General features: G+C 66.5%; 7 protein-coding genes. 3 read left to right on the top strand and 4 right to left on the bottom strand.

Annotation, left to right across the window (positions count from 1 at the left end; translation table 11 throughout):
- Positions 1-33 precede the first annotated feature (33 nt).
- A complete protein-coding gene (locus ACCQ07_RS02750) occupies positions 34-552 on the top strand; it encodes a cupin domain-containing protein (protein WP_277572958.1) in 519 nt (172 codons plus the stop codon).
- Entirely contained in the window at positions 552-1472 is a 921-nt protein-coding gene (locus ACCQ07_RS02745; RefSeq protein WP_011346216.1) for an SMP-30/gluconolactonase/LRE family protein, read from the top strand. The genes ACCQ07_RS02750 and ACCQ07_RS02745 overlap by 1 nt, the downstream gene beginning before the upstream one ends.
- Before the next feature lie 420 nt (positions 1473-1892).
- Here ACCQ07_RS02745 and ACCQ07_RS02740 read toward each other — a convergent pair whose 3' ends face one another.
- The 4 genes from ACCQ07_RS02740 to ACCQ07_RS02725 form a co-directional block, all read right to left on the bottom strand.
- The gene (locus tag ACCQ07_RS02740; RefSeq protein WP_372363764.1) at positions 1893-4343 is read right to left on the bottom strand and encodes a hypothetical protein; all 2451 of its coding nucleotides are present in this window, start codon (positions 4341-4343) and stop codon (positions 1893-1895) included.
- A 93-nt stretch (positions 4344-4436) separates the two neighbouring features.
- Positions 4437-6614 (bottom strand): translocation/assembly module TamB domain-containing protein, encoded by a 2178-nt coding sequence (locus ACCQ07_RS02735; RefSeq protein ID WP_372363763.1) that lies wholly within the window; start codon positions 6612-6614, stop codon positions 4437-4439.
- An 826-nt stretch (positions 6615-7440) separates the two neighbouring features.
- A complete protein-coding gene (locus ACCQ07_RS02730; RefSeq protein ID WP_372363762.1) occupies positions 7441-8514 on the bottom strand; it encodes a 3-deoxy-7-phosphoheptulonate synthase in 1074 nt (357 codons plus the stop codon).
- A 529-nt stretch (positions 8515-9043) separates the two neighbouring features.
- Complete coding sequence (locus tag ACCQ07_RS02725; protein ID WP_041469347.1) at positions 9044-11857, bottom strand: TonB-dependent receptor plug domain-containing protein; 2814 nt, start codon at positions 11855-11857, stop codon at positions 9044-9046.
- A 502-nt stretch (positions 11858-12359) separates the two neighbouring features.
- Between ACCQ07_RS02725 and xopX the strand changes: the two genes are divergently transcribed.
- Positions 12360-14468, top strand: coding sequence for a XopX family type III secretion system effector (gene xopX, locus ACCQ07_RS02720; RefSeq protein ID WP_071117437.1), 2109 nt, complete (start codon positions 12360-12362; stop codon positions 14466-14468).
- Positions 14469-14473 lie beyond the last annotated feature (5 nt).

Below are 14473 nucleotides of genomic sequence, written 5' to 3'. Positions count from 1 at the left end.
TGCTGCACTGCGGCTTTCGCACGAGGTCCCGCCATGTCGTCCACCCCCTTGCCTGCCCACTTGCTGCCCTCGCAGATTCCGCTCCAGACCGATGGCAACGATCCTGCGCTGCCGCCCAGCCTGCCCTTTCTGCATCTATGGACCGGGCCGGATGGCAACAGCTGCCTCAACCTCTCGCAATTGCCCGGCTTCGGTCGCAAGAGCGTGGGTGGCGGTGCCGCACCGCAGTGGTTGCGCCCGTTTCCCGGCGAGGTGCTCGGCATCCAGTTCGCGGTGCTGCCGGTAGGCTGGGTCGGCGACTGGCATGAGAGCCCGCACCCGCAATGGGTGATTCCGTTGCGTGGCCGCTGGTTCATCGAAACCGGCGACGGCACACGCGTGGAAATGGGTCCTGGCGACATCCATTTCGGCCAGGACCAGGGCACCACCGATCAGCGCGGCCATCGCTCCGGCCAGTTGGGCGATGAACCTTGCCTGCAGATGATGGTGCAGTTTGCGCAATCGCCGGGCGCGGCCACCGCGCATCCGTTCGGCCATCCGGCGCCGCGCTGATGGACCGCCACTGCCGCGTCCGCGCGCCCGGCGCCGCCCGGCCGGCCGAGTGCCCGCCCCCCGCCACGCGCCACGCCGGGCTGGCGGCGCGCCTGGGCAACGCGCGCCTGCTGACCCTCTACGACCAGGCGACCTGGAGCGAGGGGCCAGCCTGGTGGGAGGCGCAGCGCACGCTGGTCTGGAGCGATGTGGTCGGCCGCCGCGTGCTTGGCTGGCGCGAGGACGGCGCGGTGGACGTGCTGCTGGATGCCACCGCCTTCACCAATGGCAATGCGGTGGATGCGCAACAGCGACTGGTGCACTGCGAACACGGGCGCCGCGCGATCACCCGTAGCGATGTCGATGGCCGGGCGCATCTGCTGGTCGGGCGGTTCGAGGGCAAACGGCTCAATTCGCCCAACGATCTGATCGTGGCGCACGACGGCGCGATCTGGTTCACCGACCCGCCGTTCGGGCTGCTCAAGCCCAGCCAGGGCTGCCCGGGCCCACAGGAGCTGGACCATCACGGCGTCTACCGGCTGCCGCCCGATGGCGGTGCCCTGCAGTGCATGGTCGGCCTGGATCACCCCAACGGGCTGGCGTTCTCCCCCGACGAACGCGTGCTGTACGTCTCGCAGACGCCCGAAGGTGGCCCGACCTCGCCGGAGATCACCGCCTTCGACTGGCGCGATGGCGCATTGCACAACCGGCGCCGCTTCGCGGTGGTGCCGGACGGCCTGCCGGATGGCTTTTGCGTGGACCGCCAGGGCTGGCTATGGAGCAGCTCCGGCGCGGGCGTGTGCGTCTTCGACACCGATGGCCAATACCTCGGCCTGGTGCCGACACCGGCCACGGCGTCCAACTGCACCTTCGACCTGGAGCAACGGCGGTTGTTCATCACTGGCGGCAGCACGCTGTGGCTGCTGGAGTTGCAGCAATAAGAACGGTTAACGAAAACCGCCAGGCGGACGCGGCCGCTGCCCGCGATGGCAGGGATCACGCGTACGAACGGTTGCACGCACGCCGTGCACATCCAGCAGCATGATCGCTCGCCAGGTTTTGGGCGCAGCGCCACGCCATGCAAGCCTGCTCGCCGCGATGCGCGCAGGCGGCAGCCACGGCATGAGGTGCGGCCTTCATTTGCAGCGGATCTCGCGCGGATTGGCGCTTGACCCGGCAACCTGCAGGCATAAAAAAGCCCGCTTGCAGCGAACTGCCAGCGGGCTTTGCTCCCTCCCCCACGTCGGGATGCAGGATCATAGTGCGCGCCCCGAATCGGACTTGCACGCTGCACTGCAAAACAATACCAGGCAGTACAGAACTGGTGTTTTTTCTTCACGCCTGCGCGCGCGATGCAGGCCTCAGCGCAACAGGTCGGGTTGCGCGCGATACCACTCCGGCGCACCTCGCAGATGCCATTCGGGCGTGTCGCCGCGCAAGCCCACTGCCGCGCTCAGCAATCCCCAGCGGGCCAGCAGACTGCCGCGACGTTGATTGCCCTGCAGGCGCAGGCGCGCATCGACCTGAAAGCGTTCGTTGCGCGCCTGCAAGCGATCGACGATGACCGTTTCGCCTTGCCAGTGCGCGCGTGCGGTCAGCTGCGCCTGGCCTGCATCCACCAGCCGGAGCATCCAGTTCGGAATCGAGCGGTCGCGTGCATACAACGCCACCAGAAATGCCAGATCGCGCACCTGGATGCGTACACGCCCATCCACGCCAACCGGTTGTCGCCATTGCATGCGCGCATCGTCCAGCACGATGCGCGCCCACCAGCCATCGCGCTGTTGTCCATCCGGGCCGGTGAATCCGACATTGCGCAGCTGGATGCTGCTGGCATCGAGACTGAACTGTTCGGCGCGTAGATCGCCGCGCTGCAGGCGCAGATCCGCATCCACATCGCCGCGCAACGCCAGGCCGGCGAACTGCAGCCGCGCTGCACGCGCCCCGATGCGCACACCGCCCTTGCCGATGCGCCCACCCGGCTCGATCTGCAGATCGCCGCTTAGCACGCCGTTACCGCCGTCAAAGCGCAGTTGCTGCTGCGGCAGATAGCGGTTGTAGGCACGCAGATCCGGCACGCGGGCATTGGCGAAGACCAGATGCGCGCGCGTGGCATCGCGCAGGCTGCTCAGGTTGCGCGCATCGGCGCGTGTGCGCAGTTCCAGGCGCAGATCGCGGCCTTGCACGAACGGGCGCGCGGGTGCGTCGGTATGCGCGATCGAAAACTGCTGCATCTGCAGTGCAAGCGCCGGCAGCAGCTGTCCACTGGCATCGGCGTCCACGCGCAGATCTGCACTGGCCTGTCCCGTGATCGCATGCCCCATCACGCCCACCTGCGCGTGCACGTGCGGCACCTGCAGGCGGCTGCCGGCAGCAAGCTGGCCGCGATCGATCCGCAGATCGGCATCGACCAGGCCCTCGCCCTCCAGGGTCAGCCAATCCACATCCGGAAACAGCGCAGCAATCCAGCGCAACGAAGACAGCTGCCAATGCAGCCGCGCATGCCCGGACGTGCGCGGCAACAGGCTGCGCATGGATTGCACCGGCAGTTGCCTGCCTTGCACGCGCAGGTCGGCGTCCAGCGTCAGCCCGGCATCGGCCGGCTCGGGCATGCTGACCTCGAGCCGCATGTCCTGATCGACCTGTAACTGCGCCGTCAATTCGCCCAGCAATGCGGCCGGCGCGCGCGCGCTGTCGTGCAGCGGCGCGCGCCATTGCAGCTGGCTCCCGGGCTGCAAGGCGCCACGTATCCAGCGCAGCTCGCCATCTGCACGCCCCTTGCCGGCACGGGTCGCCAGCGTGTGCCGGCCCTGCGCATGACGGGTGACATCCAGCGCTGCGGTGTCGCCATGCACGGCGATCAGCGCGTCGGTGAGTTGCAGCACCGCCAGTCCGCTTGCCTGCTCCGGTGCATGCCGCGCGATGCTGGCGTCGAGACGCAGCTGCCCATTGCGCATCACTTCGTCCTGCCCCCACCGCACACGCGCCGATTCGAACACCGCATGCGAGGGGAAGATTTCCATCGGCCCGCCACGCAGTTGTTTGAACAGGCCCAGTTGCAGTTGGCCCTGCCCTTCGATGTGCAGCTGACGCAGCGACACGGCCTGCACCTGCTCGGCAACGATGCGGTCCAATTGCAGGGTCCAGGCGGTTGGCGAGGCGGGTGTACCGGCTTGCGTGTCGGCGCGCCTGGCTGATTGCGGTGTGCTGGTGGTAGGCGTTGCGGGCTTCGCGTCCGTCGTGGTCGTTGCAGTCGTCACGCGCAGATGCTGCGCGGGCGGCTGCGTCGTCGCCGTGTGTTCGACATTGGGCGTTGCTGTGGGCGCCCGCTCGTTTGCTAAAGCGGCCGGCGTATCCGCGGCCCCCTTCGCCGCAGCAACAGCAGCACGCGTCGCTTGCGCCGCCGCAGGGGATTGCATCGCCCCCGTCCCGGGCGTTGCGGCTGCAGCCTGCATACCGCCACGCACACCGCGCACATGCAACTGCGGCACCAGCAGCTGGCGGTGCAGCAATGGCAGCAGCCGAATCTGCCCACTCATCCGCTGCGCGCTGACATTCCAGTGCGTGCGTGCCGAATGGCCTTGCAGGTCGACATCCCACAGCACCACACGCCCCGGCCACCAGGTCAGCGCCGGGCCCCAGTGCATCGTGAACTTGTCGGGCGAGCGATTCAGCGCAGCCGGGCCAAGCGGCGTGTTGAGCAACAGGTTGCCCAGCAGCAAATAGCTTGCGTACAGCGCAATCAGTGCCGATAGCGGCCATCGCAGTGAGCGTGGCAAGGCGCGCCAGCGGGCGCGAACAGGCATCGTCATGACGGCAGGCTCCTGGAAACCGCGCACGCGGCTGGGCACAGTGTGCCAAGCCAGCCGTGAGCAGGGCGCAGCACGCTCACGCCAGCGGCCGCATCACTTGGTTTTGGAGACCGCCGGCAGCAGTGCGGGCTGCGCGTCATACCACTGGCGCGCGCCGGCCAGATGCCACTGCCGCTGCTTGCCATCGAGTTCGATACCGGCACCCAGCACACCCCAGCGCAGATACAGATCGCCGCGCCGCTGCGCATCGTTCAAGGCCAGCCGCGCACGCAGCGACAAGCGCGCGTTTTCCGCATGCAGGTCGTCGATCAGCACCTGCTGCTTGCGCCAACGCAGCCGGCCGGTCGCATCCAGTTCGCCCGAATCCAGCAAACCCAGCACCCAGCGCGGATAGTCGGCGCGCTGGGCGAACACCGAGAGCAGTGGTGCGATATCGCGCATGCGAAGGGCTGCCTCGGCATCCACCTGGAACGGTGCCTCGGCCTGGATGGTGCCGGCACCCACTTGCAACTCGCCCCACCAAGCGGCGTCTTTATCGTCGTCGCCCACGCGCATGTTGCGCAGGCGTATGCGCGTGCCACTGAGGTCGAAGAACTTGTTCTTGAAGTCGGCGCGCTGCAGCGTTGCCTGCAACTCGGCATCGCCGCGCATCTGCACGCCAGCCAACGCCAGGTGCGCGCCCTGCCCGCGCAGATGCGCATGCCCATTACCGACATCGCCGGAGGCATTGAGCGCCACATCGCCGGTCAGGCTGCCACTACCGCCGAGCAGGCGCACGTTATTGCCCGGCAGATAGCGGTTGTAGGCGGTGAGATCGGGCACACGCGCATCGCTGAAACGCAGCTGCGCCTTGAGCGTGTCGCTCAGGCGGGCCAGCTCGGCATCGCCATGCATGGCCAGTTGCAGATCGCGGCCGTCCAGCAGGAGCTGTTTGGGCGCATCGCGTGGCGCCGCCTTGAAGGTGGGAATGCTGACATCCAGATGCGCCTGCGGGGTGGCGGCATCGTCGATGCGCCCGTGCGCCTTGGCCACGCCGGCCAGGCGCGTGTCGAATACCTGCGCCACCGCCTCCACGCGCGGAATATCCAGCGTGCTGCCGGCACTCAGCCGGCCCTGTGCAAGGCGCAGGTCCGCTTCGACCAGACCGCCGCCTTCCAGCTGGAACCACGGCTTGCGCACGAACAGCTCGGCGATCCAGTTCAACGATTCGAACTTCCAGCGCCCACGCACCTGCCCCGACAGGCGCGGCAACAGCTGCGCCGGCTGTTCGAACGGAACGTTGCGCCCGGCGATGCGCAGATCGGCGTGCAGCTCGCTGCCGGTCTTCTCATCGCGCGGCAGCCGCGCCTGCACGCGGATGTCCTGCGCCACGTCCAGTTGCAGCGCGAGCATGCCGCGGTCGGTGGCGCCAACGCCCGCAAGCAATGGCAGCCGCCACACCGCACGGCTGCCCGGCTGCAGCGCGCCGCTGGCCAGGCGGATATCGGCCTCCACGCGCGCGGCCGATGGTCCGCTGCCGATGTCCACATGCGGCGCGCCGGTGTCGATCTTCAGCGCCACGGAATTGGCTTTGAGCTGTAGCCGTGCGGCGGTGATGCCGAGCTTGCGCAAGCCCGGCGCCTGGTCGCGGTAATGGCGTGGAAACTGGAACTGCGCATCCAGCTGCGCACCGTTGAACACCTGCACTCCGTCGTAGCTGACCACCGCGTCGGTAAAGCCCGCTTCGGAAGGAAACAGTTCCGACGGCCCGCCCTTGAGTTGCTTCAGGAAACCGACCTTGCCGTGCCCTTGTCCGGCAATCAGCAATTTGCCCAGGCGGGCACTGCGAATGCTGTTGCTGGTGATTGCATCAAAGCGCAACGTCCAGCCCTGGTTGCCCCGCGGCGGTGGCGGAATCGGCGTATCGGAAGTTTCCACTTCCGCGCTCACGCCGGTGGCATGCAGCCACGGCAGGCGCACTTCGCGCCGAAACAAGGCCAGCAGTGCAATACGCGCATGTGCGCGGTCGGCGTGGAAGACGTACACGGTGCGGTTGGCCTGCCCGCGCATGCGCACGTTCCAGGCGATGACCTCGCCCGGGAACAGCGTCAGTGCCGGGCCGGTCTGCATGGTGAACTTGTGCGGCTGCCGATTGGTGCTGGCGTCGAACAGCGGGGTATTGAGATACAGGTTGCCGGCCAGCAGATACAGCGCGTACAGCGCCAACACCACGCCCACTGCACGACGCCACGGCCGTGGCCAGCGCTGGAAGCGGTCGCGAAGTGAGGGCATGGGCACAGGCAGGAAAGAGTCTGCCGCCACTATCCCGGTTGCGCTGACCGCGACGCGTGAACGAGGCTGGTGCCGTTGCGGGAATCGGGAATCGGCGGCGAGCCTGGAAGTTGGCGCGCGGCCGGTGACCGGTGCTGCGCCGGCGATGCGCTGAACCGCTGCAATCGCGCAATCCCTGCGTTTAACGCTTCTCGAACTTCATTGCTGCGCACGACATGCAGCGACATCGCAGGGTCACGTGCCGGGTGGATAACGGTCCTGCCCGCTCGCTTCCTGTGCCAGGAAGGCTCTCTCCCCCTTCTGTCACTGAGCGAAACGGGCCATCACTGGGTGGTGTCCAATCCGTCGGGCCGGCTCCCTGCGCCGGCCCGACGTTCCTGGCCTGCAGCGGCCTGCCAGACGCCTGCGCTCACTGCCAAAGCCGATCGATGCAGCGATTGGTCGTCGCTGAGCGTCGTCGCCGATGGCACCGCCGCGCGTCACCTTGAACGTGCTGCACCTGCACGAGATCGGCGCGCCAGCTGTGCCTTCTCTCCTCGGTGAGGCGTGGACGAGCGTTCGGCGCATCCACTTCATCGCCTGCGCAGTTGCCGACGCCCGCTGGACCGACGCACGTGCCAGCCGCAAGACGCTTTTCCCATCGGGATAAGATGACCCCCAGCGCCGGATGAGGGGACGCGCGAGGTCTCACGCTCACCGCAGACCAGCCAACGCGCTGCCTGGCAATCATTCCGTGTTGGCGATGCTCCACGCAGCATCATCACGTGTTCTGCCGATGCTCCACGCAGCATCATCACGTGTTCTGCCGATGCTGCTGCGTCGCCACTCACGCAGCCTCGGCAATCCGGCGCATGCGCCGTGCGCGCACTGCGGTCGCCAGGCGTTCCAGCACCTGCACCGAACTGTCCCAGCCGATGCAGCCGTCGGTAATGCTCTGGCCGTAGGTCAGTTCGCACCCCGGCAACAGGTCCTGACGCCCACCGACCAGATGGCTTTCCACCATCACGCCGACGATGCGCGTTTCGCCGTTTTCCAGCTGATGGGCGATGTCCTCGACGACCTTGGGCTGGTTCTCGGGATTCTTGCTGCTGTTGGCGTGGCTGGCATCGATCATCAGCCGCGCGGGCAGGCCGGATGCATTGAGCACCTGGCTGGCCGCTTCCACATGGGCCGCATCGAAGTTGGGCTGCTTGCCGCCGCGCAGGATCACATGGCAATCCGGGTTGCCCGCCGTCGCTGCCACGGCGGTGTGTCCGTCCTTGGTCACGGCCAGGAAATGATGCGGATGCGAGGCCGCGCCCACCGCGTCCACCGCAATCTTGACGTCGCCGCCGGTGCCGTTCTTGAAGCCCACCGGGCATGACAGCCCGGATGCCATTTCGCGATGCACCTGGCTCTCGGTGGTGCGTGCGCCGATCGCGCCCCAGGCCACCAGGTCGGCGATGTATTGCGGCGAAATGATGTCGAGAAATTCCACGCCGGCCGGCAGGCCGAGATTGTTGATATCGCGTAGCAGGCCACGCGCCACGCGCAGACCCTTGTTGATCTGGAAGCTGCCGTCCAGGTCCGGATCGTTGATCAGGCCCTTCCAGCCGATGGTGGTGCGCGGCTTTTCGAAGTACACCCGCATCACGATCTCCAGCGCGTCGCCGAACTGGTCGCGCAACGGGCGCAGGCGCTGTGCGTACTCCATCGCCGCGACCGGGTCGTGGATCGAGCAGGGGCCGATCACCACGGCCAGGCGATCGTCGCGCCCGTGCAGGATGTCGTGCAGCGCGGTGCGCGCATTGGTGACGGTTTCGGAGGCGCGCTCATCGCAGGGCAGCAGCGACAGCAGTTGCGCAGGCGGTGCGAGGGTTTCGATCTTGCGGATACGCAGGTCATCGGTTACAGGCGGCATCACAGTGTCTCGGTGGGCGGTGTTGCATCGGGGAGCCAGGCACGGCGGCAACAAAAAAGCCGCCAGTGTGCGCTGGCGGCTTTTCGGGAATGCTGCTGAAGTTGCCTTCAGGGTGAGCGCAATCCTTCCTCCGCCAGCGGCATCGGAAAACCGTAGTACCAAAAATAAAACTGGCTGCGGGGTGCGTTCATGGGATGCATTGATACCACGCACTTTTGCGCGTTGCCACTGTTTCATCGGCAACGGACCGGGCACAGGTGGAAGCGAACGCCCTTCCACGGGCTCCGGCACACCCCCGCGTTGAAATGCATGCGGCCGCAGCGGTGAAGTCGGCACAGGTTCCCGCGGCGGCCGCCAATCCAACGGGTGACGATGGCGCTGCCGCCAATCGGCGCGATGCAAACAATCGATGACGCGCTGATCGAGCTGGTCGTCTCGCCAGGTCCTGCGGCCCTGCCGGAAGCAGTGCAGACAACAGACGCCCGCACGCCACGGCCGCCACCGTGGCGTGCGCAAGCGCCGCACTCGCTCAGAACGTGAACACGTATTCGGCCGCCACTTCGCGGCCGATCGGGTTGAACAGCGTGGTGTTGTAGAAGCCGTACCCGTAGAAGCGTTCCTTGTGGTCGTAGCCCACTTCGTTGAAGACGTTGTTGACGTAGAAATTGACCTTGGCGTGGTCGGTGATCTTGTAGCCGGTGCTCAGGTTCCAGTAGATCGCCGGGCCCACGCGGCCGAAGTAACGCTTGCTGGTTTCGCCCAGATGCACGTTGGCGGTGTCGGTCACCAGGCACGCATCGGAGGCGCTGGGTTGATAGCCGTCGTCGAAGCGTTCGCAGGTGCCCCAGTTGACCGCGCGCATGGAGCCGATCCGGCGGAAATACACGGTCCAGTCCCAGGCGCCGCCGTTGTCCCAATGCACGCTGCCACGCACGCGGCTGCGCACGCGTTCGTCGCGGCGGTTTTCGTCGCTGTCGGTGCGGTAGATCTGCTCGCGGTAGGCGATCAGATTGTTGTAGTCCAGCGACAGCTGGAAGTTGCCCCAGCCTGCGGTGGCAAGGCGATACTTCAGCGACGCATCGATGCCGGAGGTTTCCATCTGCGCCAGGTTGATCGGGCCGCGCTCGATGCTGGCGATGGTGCCGTCGGCATTGCGCATCACGCGCGAGGTGATGGTGTCGCAATAGCCCGCGCCGCCGGGGTTATTCCACGTGCCGCCGCTGATGGTGGTGCCGGTACGGCAGCCGGCTTCGGCCGACAGGATCTCGTCGCGGTCCAGGTCCTTGATCATTTCCTCCAGCTGGATGCGGTAGTAATCCACGCTCAACGACAGCCCTTGGGCGATGTCCCACACCACGCCACCGGTGAACGAGCGGCCGGTTTCCGAGCGCAGATCCGGGGTGCCGCGACGATTGACGTCCACCGTGTAGAAGATGTTGTTGTTCTCGTCGTTGCAGCCGCCGGTCAAATACGCGCCCGAGGAAATGCAGCGGTATTGATCGATCACCGTCTGGTTGGTGGAGCTGGGTTCGCCAAGCACGTAATGCATGTCGGGTGCGCGGAAGCTGGTGGCCACGGTGCTGCGCACCAGCAGGCTTTCCACCGGCCGCCATTCCAGGCCCGCGCTCCAGGTGGTGTCGCTCTGCGTGCCCACATCGGTGGGGATGGCGGCCGAAGAACGGTAATTGCCGTAGCGGTCGTAACGGCCGGCCACATTCGCGCTCAACGTGGAGAGCAATGGAATCTGGAATTCCAGACCGGCCGAACTGCGCATGCGTTCGCCACCGCCGCTGTCCACCACATCCACCGGGTAGCACGCGTTGGCGCAGGGGTCGGGCGAGAGTTGATAGCCTTGCTTTGCCACTTCGGCCACGGTGGCGAAGCGGATCGGCCCGGCCCAGCCCTGCACCACATCGCCGCTCACGCTGAAACTGGCTTGATTCACCCACGAATACGCCGAGTTATGCGACTTGGCGACCAGCGCGTCGTACTGGTCCGACGACAGCGGCGTGTACAGGCGCGCCTCGTTGATCGCATGGATCGGCGTGCCATCGGCGGCGATGCCGAGGGAGCTGCCGAGGAAGTAGTCGGTGGCGCGCGCGGTGTCCACGGTGCGGATGTATTCGTCGACGGTGTAACGCGAGCGGCCCACGCTCAATTCCCAATCGAAACGGTCGGCCCAGACGCCGCGCAAGCCGGCGCTCAGATCCCAGGACTGCTCCTTGTTGTAGTTGGCAAGCCGGTCCCAGCCGCCGGCTTCGCGCCGGGTGAGCTGGCGGATCAGGTTCAACGAACGCCCGGTGGCCGCGTCCTGGAACGGGCCCAGGTACGCGTACGGCGGGTCGTAGGTCCAGCGGCCGATGCTGCGGTTGGCAGACAGCGTGGCCCAAGCCTCGGTGTGCTCGCCGAATTTCCAGGTGCCGTAGAGATATGCCGAATAATCCTCGCTGCCGGTGACCAGACCCCAGTCGCCGTAATCGCGCGCGACGCCGCAGTAATCGCCGGCATTGGTGAGCGCGCCGGTGTTCTGGTTGTAGCTCAGCCGCTGCCCGTCGATGAACTCACCGCCAAAGCGCGCGCAGGTGCCGGCCGGTGGTGCCAGGCGCTCGTTGGTATTGGCGTCGATCAGGCTCAAGCCGGTGAACGGATTGAAGCCGTACAGGCGGTTCTGGCCGGTCCAGTTGGAATAGGACATGTCGTCCGAATCGTCCATTTCAGGGCGATCGCGCCCGCTCAACGGGTCGCGCTTGGTGGCCTGCAGCGCGTAGGTCAGGCTCCAGTTCTCGCCGGTGCGCCCGCCGGCCCAGGACACGTCGAAACTGTCGCGCCCACCTTCGGTGGCGGTGCCGCCGCGCAGGCGCACCTGGTCGCCCTGATAGTCGCGCTTGAGGATCACGTTGATCACGCCGGCCACTGCATCGGAGCCGTAGATCGCCGACGCGCCGCCGGTGAGGATGTCGATGCGCTCCACCGCAGCGGAAGGAATATTGCTGTAGTTGGAGAAGTTGCTCTCGCCGCCGTAGGGCAGCGGGTAATCGGCCACGCGGTGCCCGTTGACCAGCAACAGCGTCCGTCCCGGCCCGAGGTCGCGCAGATTGATCGGCGAGGCGTTGGGCGTATGCGAGCCCCACTGCGTATCGGCTTCCACCGAGCCCTGCTGATTCATGCTGTTGAGCACGTCGTAGACGGTGGCGAAGCCTTCCTGCTGGATCTGCTGCGCACTGATGGTGACCACCGGTTGCGCACCTTCGACCTGCGCGCGCTTGATGCGCGAGCCGGTGACGCTGACCGCATCCAGCGTGGAGGTGGCGCGCGTGGCATCGGGTTCGGTTTGCTGGGCCATGAGCGGCGGCGCGCACGCGGCAGTCACGGCAAGGGAGACGGAAATCGACAAGGCAAGGCGATGACTGCGGCAGTTCATAAGATCCCCCGGGAGAGGCCGGACGTGGCCGGCGTGGCAATGCGCTGCAACGACGCCTGCCAGCGATGCGTGCACCGCTGCCCCTTGTCCGATGGCCCCCCGACCGCTCGGCGCAAACGCCTGCCCAGCGACGCTAAAGCTGCGATGACATCGGTGTCAACAGGTGGTCGCGGAGTGTGACGGCGATCGACTATCCGGCAGGCTGGGGCTGCCCTCACTGCGATGATTGCGCTCCCAGCGCACTCGACCCTGCGCAGCTGGCAACAGGTCATGCGATCACAAGTTGCCATCGTCCTGCCTGGTTGGTTCTTCCTGCAACGCAGTAGTTCGCATCGCGCTAGGCCGGCCGGGCAGGCTTGTTCGAATGATGCAGGCGCGCCAGCCAGTACGCGCTGGCCGCTCCCCCTCATCAAGGAAACCCACCATGGAGATCAAGAAACAGCAAACCGCAGGCCCCTCTTCTCTGGCGCCATTGCACGACATCCATACCGACAATGCCCCCGTCGCCGACGCCACATCGCCGACGCAAACCCCGCTCCACCCCAGCCTGGCTGCGCTCACTCCGCGCAGCCGTTCGCGCGCATCCAGCGCCGACTCCGAGCACGGCGCTTCGCCGGTGCCTTCGCACGACACCGAACCGCAGGCCGACTCACCCGAACGCGCCTCCGGCCCGTCCACCGCCGCAACGCTTGCCGCACGCGCAAACGCCGCATTGGCAAGCGGCGTTCAGCAGGCTTACGCTGCGGTATCGAAGGGGGCGTCCAATCTCTGGTCGCTGGCGGACCTGCGCACCATGCTGCAGATCCATGCGGACGATCCCGCATTCCTGCAGATGGTGCGTCACACCGACCCGGAACAGAGCGCCCCGCACACCCTGGCCGCGTGCCGCCAACAGATCACGCAGCTGCGCGATGCCATCGCAGCGGCAACCGGCCTGGAAGCACGCTTCCGTCAGCAATTGCTCGGCGACATCAAGGCCGTGGAAGACGCGCTGCAGCCGCTGGAGCACGGCACACCTGCGACCGGGCGGGCGCTCAAGTCGCTGGCCAACCTGGTCAATCTCTGGCCCCTGGTGGTCCCCAGTCCGTTGCTGGGCAACCAGGCCAAGACCTTCGCCTATTCCATCGCCGCGGCAACCAAGGGCGTGATGACGCTCTCGGCATCTGCACTGCGCCCCACCGCCGACGGATTTCCGTTCCCGCTGATGGGCGGGCAGCTGGGGCGCGACGCCAACGAAATGCACTTCTACGCCATTCTGCTCAACGGATTGTTTCTCACCACCGAACTGCCCAAGAAATTCGGCAACCCCTCCATGCGGCACCAAGCCGAAGCAGTGGAAAACAACCTGGGATTTGCCGCGGCCGCATCGACGGCGTGCGCGGCGATGGTGCTGACGCCCTTCCTCTGGAACAGCCTCAACGTGCTTGGCAATCGGCTGCAGCACAAGCTGTCGCATCTGGGCGCCGGCATGGCAGAAAGCGCCGGTTTTCAGAGCCAGGCGCAGCGATTGCGTGCACGCCTGACGCCCGGCCAGGTCAGCGCGCAACTGCGCACGCAACTCAACGAGATAACCGCCGCTCTGGAGCACGGCCGGGAAGCGTTTCAACAGGCACGTCGCGACTTTACCGACCCAAGCCAGGGGCGCGAGCTGACCCGCACGCTCAATGCCCAGTGCACGCACCTGCTGGAGACGCTGGACCGATGCAGCAAGCGCCTGAGCACTGCGCTACAAGTGGATCAGGACCAGGACCAGGACCAGCCAGCCACCATCCCGCATCAGGTGACCAACCACGACATCGCACCCAAGTTGGCATTGGCATTGCTGGGGGCCGGAGTGACCGGGCTGACGGTCTACCTGATCCAGCCCGACCGCATCGGCACGGTCGACCTGGTGGCCGACTCTATCCTTGTAACGACCGTGATGATGCAGTCGGCGCTCAACGCACATGCGACCCGTCAGGACGCCATGGAGCGCTTCAAGGCCATGTGCTCCGGCAGCCTGGTCATGGCGCTGGCCCTGGGCGTGGAGAAACTGTCCAAGACCTTCGCAGACAAGAGTCTGATCGAAGCCTCGTCCTCATCGCCCTACTACGCCGGCGCGATCATGTCGCTGATGTCGATGACCATGCCGGGCCCCATGGCGCGTGGCGCAGAGCTGGCGATGAACTGGGGCGGCGGTCAGATCATGCGTGTCTTCAGGGGGCCCGACGGTACCGCGCTCGCAACCCGCATGCCGTCCTCACCCGAGGAACTCATCCAGCACGTGCAGGACACCGCCAGATATGTGCAAAGCCTGTCGCCGGAACAGGCGCAGGATTACGCGCAGACCGTTGCCGATAGCGCCCTGCAGGGGATCCAGGACGCCGGCGCGCAGGCGCAGACCAGGCCCGCCAGCAGCGTCACCATCACCGAGATCACCGAGGCAAACGAGGAGGCGCTCGCCGCAGCCAGCGCATCGCCTGAACAACGCTCGCCTGCCCGCACCCATCCGTCGCCGGATCAGGCCGCAGCCAGCACTGCGCCTTCGTCCTGACGGTA

Source organism: Xanthomonas sp. NCPPB 3583, assembly GCF_041475715.2.
GTDB classification, from domain to species: domain Bacteria; phylum Pseudomonadota; class Gammaproteobacteria; order Xanthomonadales; family Xanthomonadaceae; genus Xanthomonas; species Xanthomonas euvesicatoria.
Note: the sequence above shows the minus strand (reverse complement) of the source record. Positions and strands in the feature narration are given on the sequence as shown.